The organism is Rhizobium sp. CFBP 8762 (genome assembly GCF_014841565.1).
GTDB lineage: Bacteria > Pseudomonadota > Alphaproteobacteria > Rhizobiales > Rhizobiaceae > CFBP-8762.
Genome location: NZ_JACYUD010000001.1, coordinates 674,752 through 690,055 on the forward strand (window position 1 = coordinate 674,752; position 15,304 = coordinate 690,055).

The 15,304-nt window shown below is 58.3% G+C and carries 12 protein-coding genes, 2 pseudogenes and 2 other annotated features; of the genes and pseudogenes, 6 read left to right on the forward strand and 8 right to left on the reverse strand.

What is annotated here, in order from left to right:
- Position 1 precedes the first annotated feature (1 nt).
- The 3 genes and pseudogenes from IFT84_RS03150 to IFT84_RS21675 form a co-directional block, all read right to left on the reverse strand.
- Positions 2–795, reverse strand: a pseudogene (locus IFT84_RS03150) (IS3 family transposase); the annotation flags it as partial.
- Positions 344–459 (reverse strand) — a sequence feature (AL1L pseudoknot). (Overlaps the previous pseudogene by 116 nt.)
- Before the next feature lie 83 nt (positions 796–878).
- A complete protein-coding gene (locus IFT84_RS21670) occupies positions 879–1,124 on the reverse strand; it encodes a helix-turn-helix domain-containing protein (RefSeq protein WP_446737572.1) in 246 nt (81 codons plus the stop codon).
- Positions 1,110–1,456, reverse strand: a pseudogene (locus IFT84_RS21675) (recombinase family protein); the annotation flags it as partial. The gene IFT84_RS21670 and the pseudogene IFT84_RS21675, both read right to left, overlap by 15 nt.
- 231 nt (positions 1,457–1,687) lie before the next feature.
- Between IFT84_RS21675 and IFT84_RS03160 the strand changes: the two are divergent.
- The 6 genes from IFT84_RS03160 to IFT84_RS03185 all read left to right on the forward strand — a co-directional run bounded on the left by IFT84_RS03160 (position 1,688) and on the right by IFT84_RS03185 (position 10,223).
- Positions 1,688–2,943 (forward strand): IS3 family transposase gene (locus IFT84_RS03160; RefSeq protein ID WP_192117165.1). Its coding sequence is split into 2 segments (ribosomal slippage): positions 1,688–1,982 and positions 1,982–2,943, totalling 1,257 coding nucleotides; the frame shifts between segments, so codons are not numbered across the junction.
- Positions 1,969–2,085 (forward strand) — a sequence feature (AL1L pseudoknot). It overlaps the preceding gene by 117 nt.
- A gap of 254 nt (positions 2,944–3,197) precedes the next feature.
- Positions 3,198–3,761: a hypothetical protein gene (locus tag IFT84_RS03165; protein WP_192117166.1), complete on the forward strand. Its 564-nt coding sequence runs from the start codon at positions 3,198–3,200 to the stop codon at positions 3,759–3,761.
- A 779-nt stretch (positions 3,762–4,540) separates the two neighbouring features.
- Positions 4,541–6,964: a phospholipase D family protein gene (locus IFT84_RS03170; RefSeq protein WP_192117167.1), complete on the forward strand. Its 2,424-nt coding sequence runs from the start codon at positions 4,541–4,543 to the stop codon at positions 6,962–6,964.
- 10 nt (positions 6,965–6,974) lie between these two features.
- A complete protein-coding gene (locus IFT84_RS03175; protein WP_192117168.1) occupies positions 6,975–8,561 on the forward strand; it encodes a hypothetical protein in 1,587 nt (528 codons plus the stop codon).
- Positions 8,562–8,828: 267 nt separating this feature from the next.
- Positions 8,829–9,452: a hypothetical protein gene (locus IFT84_RS03180; protein ID WP_192117169.1), complete on the forward strand. Its 624-nt coding sequence runs from the start codon at positions 8,829–8,831 to the stop codon at positions 9,450–9,452.
- Between the two features lie 219 nt (positions 9,453–9,671).
- Entirely contained in the window at positions 9,672–10,223 is a 552-nt protein-coding gene (locus IFT84_RS03185) for a hypothetical protein (protein WP_192117170.1), read from the forward strand.
- A 710-nt stretch (positions 10,224–10,933) separates the two neighbouring features.
- On the opposite strand, the gene IFT84_RS03190 is transcribed toward IFT84_RS03185, so the two are convergent.
- The 5 genes from IFT84_RS03190 to IFT84_RS03210 all read right to left on the reverse strand — a co-directional run bounded on the left by IFT84_RS03190 (position 10,934) and on the right by IFT84_RS03210 (position 15,234).
- A complete protein-coding gene (locus IFT84_RS03190; RefSeq protein ID WP_192117171.1) occupies positions 10,934–11,323 on the reverse strand; it encodes a type II toxin-antitoxin system VapC family toxin in 390 nt (129 codons plus the stop codon).
- Complete coding sequence (locus IFT84_RS03195; RefSeq protein WP_117191047.1) at positions 11,320–11,568, reverse strand: type II toxin-antitoxin system VapB family antitoxin; 249 nt, start codon at positions 11,566–11,568, stop codon at positions 11,320–11,322. The genes IFT84_RS03190 and IFT84_RS03195 overlap by 4 nt, the downstream gene beginning before the upstream one ends.
- Positions 11,569–11,982: 414 nt before the next feature.
- The gene (locus tag IFT84_RS03200) at positions 11,983–12,405 is read right to left on the reverse strand and encodes a glyoxalase superfamily protein (RefSeq protein ID WP_192117172.1); all 423 of its coding nucleotides are present in this window, start codon (positions 12,403–12,405) and stop codon (positions 11,983–11,985) included.
- Positions 12,402–13,796: an MATE family efflux transporter gene (locus tag IFT84_RS03205; RefSeq protein ID WP_192117173.1), complete on the reverse strand. Its 1,395-nt coding sequence runs from the start codon at positions 13,794–13,796 to the stop codon at positions 12,402–12,404. The genes IFT84_RS03200 and IFT84_RS03205 overlap by 4 nt, the downstream gene beginning before the upstream one ends.
- A gap of 538 nt (positions 13,797–14,334) precedes the next feature.
- Complete coding sequence (locus IFT84_RS03210; protein WP_192117174.1) at positions 14,335–15,234, reverse strand: LysR family transcriptional regulator; 900 nt, start codon at positions 15,232–15,234, stop codon at positions 14,335–14,337.
- Positions 15,235–15,304 lie beyond the last annotated feature (70 nt).

Here is a 15,304-nt window from a genome sequence, read left to right on the forward strand (position 1 = left end):
NGTGAAATCAGAAACCCACAGCTTGTTCGGCGCAGGGGCTTTGAACTGGCGGTTCACCCGGTCAAGCGGGCTTGGAGCCGTCTTGTCGGAGAACGTCGTGCGGATCGGCTTTCCCCGAATGATGCCCTGCAGGCTCATCGCCCTCATAAGCCCGGGCGACAGTGCAGCGGGCGGCGTCAAAGCCTTCACGCTTCAACTGCCGCCAGACCTTGCGAACGCCATAGACTCGAAAATTCTGCTCGAAGACACGGCGTATCTCGATCTTCAGACTAACATCGCTGCGGGCGCGGATCGACAGGCGATCCACATTCAGGCGCTTGACGACATTCTCGTGATAGGTTGACAGGGCAATCGGCAATAGTCTGCAGATCGGCTCGACCCCGAACACGCCACGATGTTCGTCGATGAACGAGATCATCGTCTGAAGGGGCGGTCGAGCTTCCCCTTGCCCCATCGGCGAATGAATTCATTCGCCGATGGGGCCATGGCGAAATAGGCCGAAGCTTTGCGCAAAATCTCGTTGGCCTGACGAAGCTCGCGATTCTCCCGCTCAAGAGCCTTCATCTTCTCGGCCATATCGCTCGGCAGACCTGCCCGTTTGCCACTGTCGACCTCTGTCTTCTTGACCCATTCGTGCAGCGTGGCTGGCGAGCAGCCAATCTTGGCAGCGATAGAAGAAACAGCGGCCCACCGTGATGGATGCTCGGCTTCGTGGTCCAGCACCATACGGACGGCACGCTTGCGGACTTCAGGTGAAAACTTGTTTGCAGATCCGCTTGCCGTGTGGGCGTTCACAATGCTCGCAGCGCCCCTTTGCCCGGCGAAACCGGATGGAGATTGATAGCTCCGCCCAGTCGATCGGATAGAAGCCGCGCAGTTCAGGCTTGATCGGCATGACCACCCTCATCCAGGGGCTTGTCGGCCAAGGCCCGGTAGACACTGATGCGGGCAATACCAAGCGTTCGGGCAATATCAGAGATCTTCTCTCCAGCCGCCTTGCGCCGACGGATTTCCTCATAGGGCAGGGTGCGCTTGCGGCCCTTGTAGATGCCAGCGGCTTTCGCGGCATCGATGCCAGCGCGTTGTCGGTCAAGAATGAACTTGCGCTCCATCTCCGCCACCATACCAAGCACAGTGATGACGATCCGGCCGACATCGCCGCCGGTGGTAATCTCCGGCTCCAGAACCCGCAGGCTCGCACCACGCTCGTCGAGCTCATGGACGATATTCAACACGTCCCGGGTGATCGGCCGAGGCGATCCAGACGAACGACGCAGAGCTCGTCACCATCGCGCATGAACTGCATCACCGTTTGCAACTCGTCGCGACCATTCACAGATTTGCCCGACACTTTCTCGGAACGGACAATGGTACATCCCGCCGCGGTAAGTTGTTCCTGCTGGATGGTCAGGTCCTGATCGCCGGAGCTGACGCGAGCGTAGCCGATACGTGCCATTCACACATCCAATTGTAGCATTAGGGTGGCTTCGATTGAACGATCGTAACAAAACCAGGAACACAAGTCAAAAGTTACATTCAGGAATGTAACATCGCTATGGCTCTTTTGGGTATGCATACCGAAGTTAAGGCAAATACAGTTGGTTCGGTCCTTATATAGGTAACTGAATCACTTCTGAACCGCACCGGGTTTGCCGGAGGCTCCAACTTCTGAGAAAGTGGAGTCATCATGAGCAAGACAACGAACAAGTTTTCACCTGAAGTCCGTCAACGTGCCATTCGTATGGTGCTGGATCACGAAGCCGAGCATCCATCCCGCTGGGCTGCCGTTTCATCTATCGCTGCCAAGATTGGCTGCTCGCCAGCCACGCTGCACGAATGGGTCAAGAAGACCGAGGTCGACAGCGGTAAACGAGCAGGCCTGCCGAGCGATGTGGCCGAGAAGATGAAGGCTCTTGAGCGGGAGAACCGCGAGCTTCGTCAGGCCAACGAGATTTTGCGCAAAGCTTCGGCCTATTTCGCCATGGCGGAGCTCGACCGCCCCTTCAAGCGATGATTTCGTTCATCGACGAACACCGTGGTGTGTTCGGGGTCGAGCCGATCTGCAGACTGCTGCCGATCGCCCCGTCAACCTACTACGAGAATGTCGCCAAACGACTGGACGTGGATCGCCTGTCGGTCCGCGCCCGCAGCGATATTAGCCTGAAGATCGAGATCCGCCGTGTCTTCGAGCAGAATTTTCGGGTCTATGGCGTTCGTAAGGTCTGGCGGCAGTTGAAGCGTGAAGGCTTCGACGCCGCCCGCTGCACTGTCGCCAGACTTATGAGGTCGATGAGCCTGCAAGGTGTTATTCGGGGAAAGCCGATCCGCACGACGTTCTCGGACAAGACGGCTCCAAGCCCGCTTGACCGGGTGAACCGCCAGTTTAAAGCCCCTGCGCCAAACAGGCTGTGGGTTTCGGATTTCACCTATGTCGCCACCTGGCAGGGTTTCGTCTACGTGGCCACGCGACAAATGCTACGCATTTACGCGGATGTCATCGACGTCTTCGCTCGTCGCATCGTTGGTTGGCGGGCGAGCCGGACGGCACATGCAAGCTTTGTCCTCGATGCCCTTGAGCAGGCACTTCATGATCGGCATCCCGTTCATGGCGGCGGCCTCGTGCATCACTCGGACAGGGGCGTTCAATACGTGTCCATTCGCTACTCCGAGAGGTTGGCAGAAGCTGGCATCGAGCCGTCTGTCGGAAGCGTCGGCGACAGTTACGACAACGCCCTCGCCGAAACGATCAACGGTCTCTACAAGGCCGAGGTCATTCATCGACGTGGACCATGGAGGAGCTTCGAAGCGGTCGAGTTCGCTACCCTGGAATGGGTAGACTGGTTCAACCACCGACGCCTCCTGGAGCCCATCGGAAACATACCGCCAGCCGAAGCTGAAGAGCGGTATTACGCCATGCTGGACGAACCAGCCATGGCTGCGTAACTTAAACGAAATGGCCTCCGGCAAACCCGGTGCGGTTCACTCTCGCAGGCCGCTTCATTACCGAGGGCGTCCAGACCTACATTCGCCGCGGGGACCGGTGCCATTCAGCCTGCGCGCTTGCGTTCCTAGGTGGGAGCGAATGGGCCGACATGCGTCATGCTTCCCGCACACTCGAACCCGGAGGCGTCCTAGGTTTCCATGCACCGTATCTTGCGTTGCCGCCCGGCACACACGACGCCGAGGAGGTAAACCTAATGGCATCAGTCTCCATGACAATTGCGGGTCAGATCGTTGCTGACCAGCCGAACCTCAAGATAGCTCCCGACTTTCTGACTGGTTTCCTTCTTCATCCGAGCAGAGACACGAAGGTAGTGAAAACGATCCGCGACGCCCTGCTGGGCGGGATCGAAATTGACACGGCGTTCAAACTTCCCAAGCTCGGTGATAAGGAAGCCCGGCAGGCCTGCGAGTTGCTGTTTAAGCGCTACTCGGACGCCTTCGCTGATGCCGTGACCGCGATCGAACCCAGCTTCGATATCGCGCCCGCAGGTGAGTTTGCAAAGACGACTTCAGGAACCGTCGATGTGGAGGGATCGCGCTGGATCATGGCGGCTACCGTCAACAGCAATGAGACGCCATGGCAGACTGCAGCGTGTGCCTTTTCGGAGGATCTCGACTACTGGGGACGCAGAGGAGCACTCCTTTGGTCGAACGATCCAGGCTCGGATGCGGATGTCAAAAGCTCTTTACGTAGGGTCAGGCTCGATGTGCCTGCGTGGTACTTCCTCCCCGGTGACACCCCGGTCACTGGGCTGTAAAGGCACCCTGTGGTGCAGGTCTGTCGCGGGGTTTGCGCCACAGGTATACATCGCCACCTCAAGACCTTCGTGGTGCGAAGTCAACCTACGTCCGCATGCGTAGGCCGCTCGGACGTGACCGCTCGAATAGCGGACTGACTGCTTCCAGGAACTAAAGCGTGTGGTGTGGACGACCGGCATGAGGGCGCGAAGCGGCCATCCGAGCGGCGACCGCAGGAAGGTGAAACTTAGCCCGAAAGCGGAAATTATTTCCGCTTCACACCCGTATTGACTGATGCCCAAAGCCAGGGCACAAAGGTGGCATCCACGGTCGCTCGCGGCAGGAAAATATAGGGAAATCAAAGGCTATTTTGATAAGCCTCTGAAATCATGTGAGAATCTAAGGTCCCCAGGCGCGCCGTTTTTGGACCTAATTTCCCGTTTGATAGCTGCCTTTCCCCACCAGAAAAAGTCACGTCTTTGCAGGCGCTTGGCAAAATTTCTCGTAAAAGCCATGTTGTGCACGCCGGATTCCGGGGATGACGGGAACTATATAAAAAGACGGCCGGGGACCCGCGGTCAACTACCATTCCATGGCCGGAAACGCACAGTCTGCTCTTTCGCTCTACGAGCAGGAACACCCGCAAGGGTTAGACCAGGCCCGCAATTGGACGAAAGGGGCTAATAAGCTTGAGTATGTAGCGTCATCTCAGCGACTTTGAAGTTCGTAGCGTAGATTGCAACACCGCTCTCGTGCAGTCTATAAGCTGTGCCACAAATGCGGGGCTGGGAGGCATCCATTGGACGAACGAAATTTTACGCCACGCGATCTGCTTTCCGCCTCGGCCTGGTCGTCTCTTCTCTTCACCACCTATTCGTTGAGCCTGTCGTTCGTCGAGGCTGTTCCACTGGCGGCGGTGAGCCGCTCGGTCAGGAACTTTACGATTCTCGCAGATCTCGAAGGATACATGTCGTCGCTTTCGGACGTCGGAGCAATCGGAGTGGGTCGGGATTACGATCTCGTCCCGATCAAGGTGTCAGGCGGTGTATTCCATCCGAAGATCTCCCTTTTTGCGGACGAGGATGGTAATGTTCGCGTTACGGTGGGATCAGGCAATCTCTCGTTCGGTGGCTGGGGCTACAACAACGAGGTTCTCGAGCTCTTGAGGCCCGGAAGGGATTCGCGGTGCTTCTCCGACATCGCCGCCATGTTCGAGTCGATATCCGCCGGGGCTATGCAAGGCGGCCGTCTCGAATGTCTGAGACCGGCGGGTCTCGACAGGTTCATTGAACTTGCGACCAGGGCAGCGTCGATCCCAGGGGCAGGACGAAGCCGGATGCTCCATACTATGGGAGGATCGCTAGTCACACAGATCAAGGAGATGGCAGATGAACTCGGCGGGGCCCGACGGTTTACGGCCGTCTCCCCGTTCTTCTCCGGGCACCTCGGCCTCAAGGCGCTCGCCGAAGGGCTCGGCTGCGACGACGTCTCGATCGCAGTGCCTCCGCTCGCACCGTCGATCTTCGACTTCAGTTCCGCAAGCGAGGCCGGGATGCGGTGCAAGCCCGTGAGTAGCTCGCATTTCAACGACAGCCGCTCGCTTCATTCCAAACTCTACGACATCGAATGCGAGCGCGGGCGGCTCATCGTTACAGGAAGCGCCAACGCGACGACCGCAGCCCTTTTGGGCAGGAATGTCGAGGCCGTGGTAATCCGTCCATGCGACCTCTCTGTGTCTTTCGGGTGGGAAGCGACGACGAGAGGCGGCGGCACTGCAACGTATGAAAAAGAACCCCGTGAATGCTCGGGCGCTGGCCTCATCGTCGACTACAATGGTGGTGTTATCGTCGGACGAGTGCTCGGGATGGCCGCGGAAGGACAATGGAAGGCGGTCATCTCGTCGGGAACAACGCGCGGCCCGGCCGGAACCGTACGGGTCGGCACGGATGGGAGGTTCAGGTTCGAACCCCCTCCGTCGCTGGAACCAATTGCTCTCGGGACCTCGGTGCAGGTCATCCTCATCCGTGAAGATCAGGAAGTCCGGGGTTGGCTGGTACTGCGCGACCTGATCCGGGACATATCGCGGCGCGGACCGATCGCTCGGGCGATGGCCCGGATGGTGAGCGGCCTGGACACCGTCAGCGACGTGGCCGCTATCCTCGATTACTTCGCTCGAGATCCGAAGGCCCTGTTCGACGCAGCCGACCGCTCGGGCGGCGGCCGGAGCGACCGGAAGGCAGCCATGCCTCGTCTTACGGGCGAACTAGGCGCGCTGCAGGGTCAGAGCGCGCTGGACATGCAGTCGACCTGGGCGGGAGGCGAAGCCGCGCCGACAGGCGACGGGCTGATCGATGCGCTTGTTCGCCGGCTTGCAGAGACAATGCCCGAACAGAACAACGACGCCGCCGATGACGATGACGACTCAGTCGTTCCCGGTGCCGCCTCCGGGAGCTCCGGCCGCCCCCCGAAGCGAGGCCGTAGGGTTCCACGGCCCATGGCGGAGAAGGCTTTCGACCACCTGTTCAAGAAGCTCGAGGAATACCCGGCGGGATCGGTTCGCGCTCCAGGTCTCTTCGCCCTCTTCGACATGATGATCCACATCGTGCCGCGTACCGAGACTCCCGATGAGCTCCTGCCAGTGTTGATGCAGCGTTGGGTCCTTGCCGCCGTCCACGCCCGGCCGACTGATTCCGATCCGATCTCTCTCGACCAGTGCATCTGCATCATCGCGGCCATGAGCGTAATCGGTGATCCCGGGTCCGCTTCGAAGATGCACTCCGTTCTCCAGTCGTGGTTCGGAGGAGAGCTCGACGAAGATACGAGGCTGCTTTTCGAACCCCTGGCGGAGGGCAGAGAAGAGCGAAGAATACATCCCCGCGGCATCGACGAGGAATGGAAGCAGTCGTGGGCGGAGATCGTCGGCAGCCGGACGCAATGGAGCATCATGAACCAGCTTCGCCGGGAAATCGCCGCAGGTGAAAGCGTTCTTACGATCCCGGACGGAGCCACGCCAATCGAAAGCAGCATCATGCGCAAAGTCGCCGCCGGGGAAGCTAGGCCCGACAAGATCGCCTATATCACCACAAGGCGATCGGGCAAGGCGGGTTGCCCCGGATGCTATACCGGCCTTCCTTCCGAGCAGCGTCTTCGCCTGGGACGGCACCGCCTTGCCACCTGCGCCGGGATGAGATGCAGCCGGATCATCATCGACGTATCCTTGTGAGGACAGCTACATGAAGCTTGACGAACTAGACGGAATCTTCGACCGGACGCCCGGCTTCCGCGTCGTGGGCGAGTTGAAGCTCGACGAGAGTGGCGTGGATCCCATAGGCCTGCGGCAGATCAACCTCGACCTGATGGACGCGACGGTGCCCGGCATCAACAACGTCACCCAGCACATCCGGCCCTATGCGTTCATGGCCTGGGCCTGGTGGAGGGCATCCAAGTACGCCGGGCGGGCTGGCATGACGCCGGAGAAGATCGTTGATCTGGTGGAGCGCTACGAGGCGTTCTACGCGTGGTCGAACTCCATTGCGCGCACCCCTTTCCGTGGCGACGTGACCGTCCGGAAGTATCTGAACCCTGAGGTGGCGACAGGGAGGTTCACCTTTGCTGGGCCGGACTGGGACAGCTATAAAAACGAGAAAACCGGGTTCATGGCCCCTACCGAGTACGGACCTTCCATCAAGGCACTGCATTTCCTGAAGCCCGAGGGCGGGTTGTTCGCTTGGGCGCTTGAAGCCATGCCCGCGATCGAGGTGATAGAGGATCTCGTCTCATCTGTACTGCCGGAACGCCTGTTGCGTCCGGAGCCGCCCACGGTGACCCTGGATGATGTCAGGCCACTCGCGGGAGTGCTGCCGATCGATGAGCCTTCTGCCGAGGAGATGGACGTGTTCCGCCACCTTTTCTATGATATCGGAGGCCTCGATAAAGCTGGGAAGGACATGCGTCGCCGCAAAGCGACCGCCGACCTTCTGCGCGCGATCCTTGTCGATGAGGGGCCGCTCGACATCGACGGCATACGACGAAGGTTCGCCGGCTTCGACGCGGTAGTGGCCTACGAAGGCGACGACACGGAGATGCGTAACACGTCGCTTCTCCTCTGCCACCTCCAAGCCCGCCAGCTCCAGCGGCTAGCGACGGAATCAATGATGCTGTGGGTGGAAGTATTTCTTTCCAGCAAGAAGGGGATGTCTCTTTCGACGGACGAAATAGTGGCGGCAGCGCATAATTCGGCAGCCGCACAGGATCAGGACTACGCATCCTCCCGCACAGTGGGAGACTATCTTGCACTGATCGAAGGCGGACGGGAGTGGCCCACCGCCGCCGCGGAACGCGGCACGGACGTGGTGGAACTCCTGGAATTAATCCGGCACACGCAGCAGAAGGAACGTTCCCTGGTTCCGGGTGTTGCTTTGCGGTCGCTGGCGGTAGTCAGGGCCATCGCGAAATCCTTCGAGGGGACCGTTTACCCGGACGGTGTCATGAATTCGATGGAGAAGCGCCCGGACCGGATGCCCATGGGCATGATGGCCCGCAGGATGGACGCTCTCGCTGATCGTCCCCTCCCTGTGCTCTGGAAGGAGATCATCGAGAGCTGGATCATCGGACAGCATGTGCACTGGTCGGCGGTTCGTGGCGGAGACGGCAAGAAGCGGTTGCGCATAGGGCTCGAGGGCGACGGGTGGATGCTTGTGCGACCGAAGCCCAGCAGAGGGTTCGGCGCGACACCCGACAGGCTCTGGACGTTTCTGTCACTCGGTTCCTCATGCGGTCTTTTCAAAATCAGGGAAGATGGTCTCTACGAGGCGGCATGACATCGGGCGCTGCGTTGCTGAAACAGCACCTCTCACATTGCTTTGTTGCGGCGTGGAATTCTGCGCCGATTGACATAGAGGCTTGGCTGTACGCTGGAAGCAGCGCCTTAATCGTTGTCGGATAGCCGCGCTGCAAAGCCACATCGCCAAGCAAAAGCCACAACGATTACGCTGCGCCACCAAGCAGGACTTGTAGCGTTTGCCAAATCATTTCAGACAATCAGGCCGTATGTTGTATTTGTACTTCATGCGCGGTGGGGAGGCTAAATGGGCGGCATTGGTATTGATGCAGGCGGCGATTCCAGCGCGCAAAGCGGCGCTCATGAAAGGCTGGTACGTGACCTGCGCCGCGCGGCGGCTACATCTGTCATCGGCAGTGCTGTTCGTCTGTCATTGGACGAGGAGCTACCGTATGGCGAGCGGGCTGTCCGCTGGTACGACATGATCACCTTTGCTGCCGCGATGAAGAAAAACGGCACGGTTGTAAGCTATTCCGAGCATCATCCTCATCTGGACATTGACATCTCCGCCTCCGGCCGTGTCACCCTTCTTGGAATACCTGCGATCAACATTGGGAAAGTATCCGCGCCAGCAGAGGGTTCCCCTGCCAGCTCATCGAACGCTTCCGTGTCTCATCAGTCCGATGTGTCTGCAACCGCGAAGGGGTTGTTCACCCCCGCACCTCCGCCGATCGCCTCGGTACTGTCACTTATCGTCAGGGAATTGAATGGAAAGGTTCTGGGGTACCACGAGCTTGGGGCCGTTGTGGCTTCGGGCCTAGGTTACCCACCTGCCCATGCGAAAACAGACGGCGCGCCAACGGGGGAGCCGAGCTATCAGCGCACCTTCGCCTCCGCCCTGACGAAACTGGTCAACGAAAAGCTCGTCTAGCGTCGGGGAAAGCTCCTGCACCTCGGCTACGGTGTAGCGAGCCGTGTGAAGTCCGGACAGCTCAAACTTCCCGTGATGGAAGAACCGAAAGTTAAGGCTCCAAAGCCTCCTAAGCCGCAGGTTTCTCCTACAGCACCGAAGGCGAACAACAAGCGCGAGCTTGCCGTCGCTAGGGTTTGTGGGCAGCCCCGCGTGCCAGGCAACCTGGAAACAATGTCGATGCCGGATCTTCTGATCCTCTGGAAGAACGCGCTTCGGATTATCGGAGATCCCAAGCAAAAGACCAGCCATGCCAGCGCGCAGGCTGCCGTTATAAAGGTCACAAAGGAATGGGAACGCCGCGGATCGTCGACCACCAACGCCAAAGGCTTCAAGTGGCCGACAACGGTCGCCAACGGAGGCAACGGCCGGCTAGGGCTTGAAAAGTCGCAGGCCGAGGGCATGCTGTCATACCTCGAATACTGGGTGGGGCACACCCACGGCGAGCCCACTCAGGTCAGGCAGGCGATCTTGCGCCGTGTGTTCGAAGCGACACTGCCACCTGTGTTCGATAGTGCTTATATGTTGGAATGGGGCCCGAACGGATCGTATGTCCGGCTCCAGAAGATGGCTGTGTCTATCGCGGCGTTCTGCAGGAACAGCAAGCGGCGAAAAGACGGGTCGCGGGAGGATGCAATCCGTGAGTGGGAACAAGATTTGGATTTCCTGCATCGCCACTTCTACGTCGGCCATTTTCACTTCGGGTTCGCCTGGCCGACATCTAAAATCTAGCGTCGCGGTTAACTGGCAGATGCCCTCTACTGCTTTGCCCACGACATTGGTTTACGTGCGAAAGATCTTCTCAGCGCTCTCGGAGAAGGCTACATCCGCCTTCCGAGCGCGCTCGACACGACACATTTGTTCAGCAACGCGCGCGTCATTCCGGATGGCGATACCGCCCGCCTGGATGCGCTTGTAGACTACCTCTGCAACGCGGCAGGACGCAAATTATGAGGGGAATTTACGTGCTTCACGAGGCAATGGCCAGACGGCAGCTTCGCGCCCGAACGCGGAAATTATTTCCGGTATAACGTCTTGTTGACTGAGGCCCAAAGCCAGGGCACAAAGGTGGCATCCTCGGTCGCTCGCGGCGGAAAAATATAGGGAATTCAAAAGCTATTTCGTTAAGCTACTGAAATCATGTGAGAATCCAAGGTCCCCAGGCAAGCCATTTTTGGACCTATTTTCTACGTTTAATCGTCGCCATTCCCCACTAAAAAAAGTGACGTCTTTGCAGATGCTTGGCACGATTTCGCGTTAAAACCATGCGACGTCCGCTAATTCCCGGCGATTCCTGGAGCTCTTTAAAAAGACGGCTGGGGACCCACTCCTACAAGACAATTCTTGTGGTCGATGACTCGAACGAACCGAAAGCGGAGACGCTTCCGGGGCCGAAGCACCAGCCAGCGCGTCAGCCCCAGCCCATCATACGAGTTCATGCATCATGCTGCCGAACGAATGTCTGTCTCCGTGAAGTCGTTTCCCTTGAATAGCAACGGCTCGTCGAAATCTCTGGCGAGAGCGTAGGCAAAACAGTCACCGAAATTCAGTCCAGCTTTGTGTCTCCCCTTCCCAAAATCGAGGAATGCCTGTCGGGCCAGATGGCCCTGCTCCACGGTTACTGGCTCGATGTCAATTGCCGCGCGGCGGAGGAAAGCATCGGCCTGCCTCATACCTTCCGACCCGAGCTGCTTTTCAATCACCATGGACAATTCCAAATAGCTTGCCACGCTGATCCGGCTGGTTGCGGAAACGTGGATCAGTCGCGTGAAGGCAGCAGCCTCCGGCTCACCATAGAGGATCGCCACCATGGCGGACGTGTCGATAATCATTTCGGCAGACCGTCCTCGTCATAGAGGAGCTCGGCGTGATCGGCATAAGGTCGCTTTAAATGGGCTGCAGCTCTGTCAGCGATCGCCAGAAGTTCTTCAACAGACGCCCTGCCTCTCTGTTTTTCAATTTGCGCGTAACGCTCACGCAAAGCGTCGGTCACCACCCGGCTCATGCTCTGCCCAGTCGCATGGGCGATCGCCTGAGCAAGGCGATGCGCTTCGGGATCTTTCACGTTGAGGCTCATGCGGAGAATCCATTCTACCTATTTAGCCAATTTTCTATCATTCTACCCTATCCTACTACAGTGTCCAAGGGAGCATGCAGCGTCAAAACCGCTCTTCCTTTATTCGTAACGTTAGGACTAGCGTTCTGAATCAGACGATCGGACACCGCTCGGCGGCTCCGGATATTGCCGGGTTGAAGGGATTAAGCCAACTTGGAGCCAAGCGGAGGCAGACGGCATTAAAGATGGCTGTTGCAGACGACCCACATCCGACGACATTGATGAGGCCGCCTGGGATCGACATGAAGCGAGTCGCAAAACTCGATCGCGAAACTTTGAGTTTTGCGACTAAGTCTTTCGAAAGAACTACCCTGAAAATTCAGCGCCGGTGATCTTTCAAAATCTGGGGAATTTTGCGAAGGCTTCCACTTAACTTTATAACGCGCTTAAAGTCAGGTGCGGCGTCCCGTTTGATGTCTTGCGTATAGAACTTCCGTTTAGATCGACCATACCTCGTACAACCCGGCGCATGTTGGAAAAGCTATCGAAGGTAACGGTATCCACCGGCTTATCGAAACGGACCGTGACTGAGTAACATGTGCCGGAGGATGACAACGCGGTGATTTCGCCCTTGAACGGTTGCCCAAGATACCGTCCCCGCACTCTTTGGTGCAAATGGAACGGTCTGGGATCACCTTTGGCCAGTCTGGCAGATAACGTATTCCAATCGCGCTCACCGTTCTGTCGGGCGACGAGTTCCAGTGCTTGGGCATGACCCAACACGGTACCGTCAGCGGCAAATGCGCTCCTCAGAGATTTTGCGTGCGCCTTGGCTTCTGCAAGGGTTCTGACTGTCATGACAGGTTCTCCATGGCCTTGAGCCCGATACCGGCGTCTCCCCGTGCCTTCAGGGCGGCGGCAAGCACAAGAGTTGCAATGATTGCGGTCACGCCGTCGGCCAGCGGGAAGGCGAACCAGATTGCATCCGCGCCCAAGACTGCCGCAGTCGCTGCGACCAAGACAGGCAAGAGCACAAAAGGCTTGACCATCGTCAGAAGAGCCGCGCGGGCAGGTTGGCCTATCGCCTGAAAATACAGGCCAAGCACGAGAATCGGTCCAGAAAGAAGATAGATCGCAGACATTGGTCGAAGCATGCGGCCAACCTCACCGCTCACATGTGGATCAGCGACAAAGGCCGCTCCGACAACGATGCACTCGCTCAACAGCAAAACCTCGACAGAAAGACAGTAAAGCATTGCTGTCGCTGCTGCGATCCGCAGGACCGCATCCGAGCGGGCGTAGAGACGCGCACCGACATTGTTGCCGACAATGCTCTGCATAGCCATCGCTATAGCCATGATTGGCAGGAAGGTAAAACCGAAAATGCGTGTCACGATTCCGTAGGCGGCAATGGTACTTTCGTAATCGGTGCTGCCCGTAAGACGGAGGGCAAGCACCACGCTGGCGGCTGAAAGCGCCATTCCGATAAATCCAAGACTGACGGGTGCGCCCAGCGCAACAATACGCCTCCAACTGCCGGTCCAGCGGTTCCGCCACAGGCTGTTGATCGGCATCATGCCCCCGATGTACTTGCGCAGTCCGGCCAGAAGGACCAGTCCCAGCGCCTGCGCGAGAACCGTGCCCGTGGCCGAACCCGCAACACCGAGCTCCAGTACCGCAACCAGCATGTAGTTCAGCAGAATGTTGATGAGCGTGACCCCAAGCGACATGAGCGCCATCAATCCCGCCTGTCCTTCATTTCTCCAGGCATCGGCATGAACACCCAGCAAAAATTGTATCGGGGTTCCGAATATGGTGATTGCCAGGAAGACCCAGACCATTTCTGCAACACGACCATCGGAGCCAGCGATGTGCTGGGCGAAACTCCACCCCCGCGCGCAGAAGATGACGATCAGCAGTGACGCGATCGTCAGCGCAATTCCATGAGCACCCGCGAAGGTCGCGTTGGCGGCATCACGTTCGTCGGCACCAAGCTGCCGAGCCAGCAGGCTTGACATTCCACCGCTGACAAGTGTCGAAAGCGCGATTGTCAACATAAGGACCGGAAAGGCCATACCGACGGCCGCCATGGCTTGCGCACCGACAAAATGTCCCAGAAATAACGCGTCGATAACACCCAGCATTCCGTTCATCACCATGATGGCGATCATAGGCAGTGCGGTGGCGACAAAAATTTTGCCCGGAGAGGCAGTCAGAAAACGGTTTTCGGGCGATGGTCGCAAAGACATCACTCACTCCTCCAAAGAGGCATTTCATGTGGGATGGGAGCCTGCATTGCCACCGACGAAATGCTTCGAGGGTGAGGACGATCTTGATTACCGAGCTTCACCGTGACTTACGTCTGCAGGCGGCAGGTGCTCGGAACCATCACGACGAAGAACCAGCTAACTCACAGATTGTCAATAGAAGAGCATGTCGGAAAATCCGCACACTTTTTAGGGATACTGTTTTCCCAAGCCCCGATTAAGGCGAGACTTGCTTTCCGTCTTTTGCGAAGTCTCAGAAAAGAGATGTTTAAGGACGCCTGAACGTCTCCCTTTCAGGGCGCAACACGCTGTCGCGCCCGATCAGCATGCCCTGCTATCGGAGTTCCGATAGGGGATCAGCTATGGTCGGGACGGAAGGCAAAGCTGCCGGGGGCCTTATGGCCGCCTTTCCGCAAACACGATGTCCGAAAGCGGAAATTATTGCCGTTCGATCATCCCAAAGCGCAGCAAGATTGGTGATCAATCCACAGGAGTCCCCTCCCGGCTCAATACGCTGTGTTCACAGCTTGTTCCGATGCCGCAGCGCGTCGACAATCACGGTCATGGCCGGAGACATCTGGCGTCTACTTGGATAGTACAGGTGGTAGCCGGTAAAAGGCTGGCTCCAGTCGTCCAAAACAGCCTGCAGTCTCCCTGCCGCCAGGTGTTCGTCGACAAGATCCTCCGGCACGTAAGCGATCCCGTATCCCTGCAGGGCCGCATCGATCTGGGCAATCGACGAATTGAAGCTGAGCTGCCCGTCGACCCTGACCCGCAGTTCTCGGTCGTCTTTCTCGAATTCCCAAGAGTAGAACCCGCCCCAGGTCGCCTGGCGCATGTTGATGCAGACGTGTCGAACCAGGTCCTGCGGCATGATCGGAATGTCGTGTTTGGCGAAGTATTCCGGCGAGGCCACCGCGCGGAGCCGCCAATCCGGCCCGATTCGCACAGCGATCATGTCCTTGTCGACGCTCTCGCCAAGCCGCACGCCTGCGTCGAAACGCTCTTCGACGATGTTGCGCATGCCGTTGTCGCTGTAGAGTTCCACCCGGATATCGGGGTAGTCCGCCAACACTTGGGCGAGCTTTGGCCATACCGTCGTCTGCAGGGCATGGTCTGACAACGTCAGTCGAACGGTGCCGGACGGCTTCTCCCGGAAGGCAACAAGGGCGGCCAGATCGGCCTCGATCTCCTCGAATCGAGGTGCGAGGGACTGGAGCAGGCGCTCTCCTGCTTCCGTCGTCGCCACGCTCCGTGTTGTTCGTGTGAGGAGCCGGACGCCGAGGCGGGCCTCCAACTGCCTAATCGTGTGACTGAGCGTCGGTTGCGACGTCCCAAGCGCTGCTGCGGCCTTGGTGAAACTCTTCTCCTTCGCCACCTCCAGGAACCAGAGCAGGTCCTTCATATCCTCGCGCAGCATCACGCACTCCCTCATTCATATCAAAATCCGATAGGTCCATGTGGATTAGCATGGATAGTCCGCAAAGTCT

Excerpts from the sequence above, each read along its gene's own strand:
- IFT84_RS21670 (WP_446737572.1), bottom strand. The coding sequence starts at position 1,124 with ATGGTGGCGGAGATGGAGCGCAAGTTCATTCTTGACCGACAACGCGCT.
- IFT84_RS03165 (WP_192117166.1), top strand. The coding sequence starts at position 3,198 with ATGGCATCAGTCTCCATGACAATTGCGGGTCAGATCGTTGCTGACCAG.
- IFT84_RS03175 (WP_192117168.1), top strand. The coding sequence starts at position 6,975 with ATGAAGCTTGACGAACTAGACGGAATCTTCGACCGGACGCCCGGCTTC.
- IFT84_RS03180 (WP_192117169.1), top strand. The coding sequence starts at position 8,829 with ATGGGCGGCATTGGTATTGATGCAGGCGGCGATTCCAGCGCGCAAAGC.
- IFT84_RS03185 (WP_192117170.1), top strand. The coding sequence starts at position 9,672 with ATGCCGGATCTTCTGATCCTCTGGAAGAACGCGCTTCGGATTATCGGA.
- IFT84_RS03190 (WP_192117171.1), bottom strand. The coding sequence starts at position 11,323 with ATGATTATCGACACGTCCGCCATGGTGGCGATCCTCTATGGTGAGCCG.
- IFT84_RS03195 (WP_117191047.1), bottom strand. The coding sequence starts at position 11,568 with ATGAGCCTCAACGTGAAAGATCCCGAAGCGCATCGCCTTGCTCAGGCG.
- IFT84_RS03200 (WP_192117172.1), bottom strand. The coding sequence starts at position 12,405 with ATGACAGTCAGAACCCTTGCAGAAGCCAAGGCGCACGCAAAATCTCTG.
- IFT84_RS03205 (WP_192117173.1), bottom strand. The coding sequence starts at position 13,796 with ATGTCTTTGCGACCATCGCCCGAAAACCGTTTTCTGACTGCCTCTCCG.
- IFT84_RS03210 (WP_192117174.1), bottom strand. The coding sequence starts at position 15,234 with ATGCTGCGCGAGGATATGAAGGACCTGCTCTGGTTCCTGGAGGTGGCG.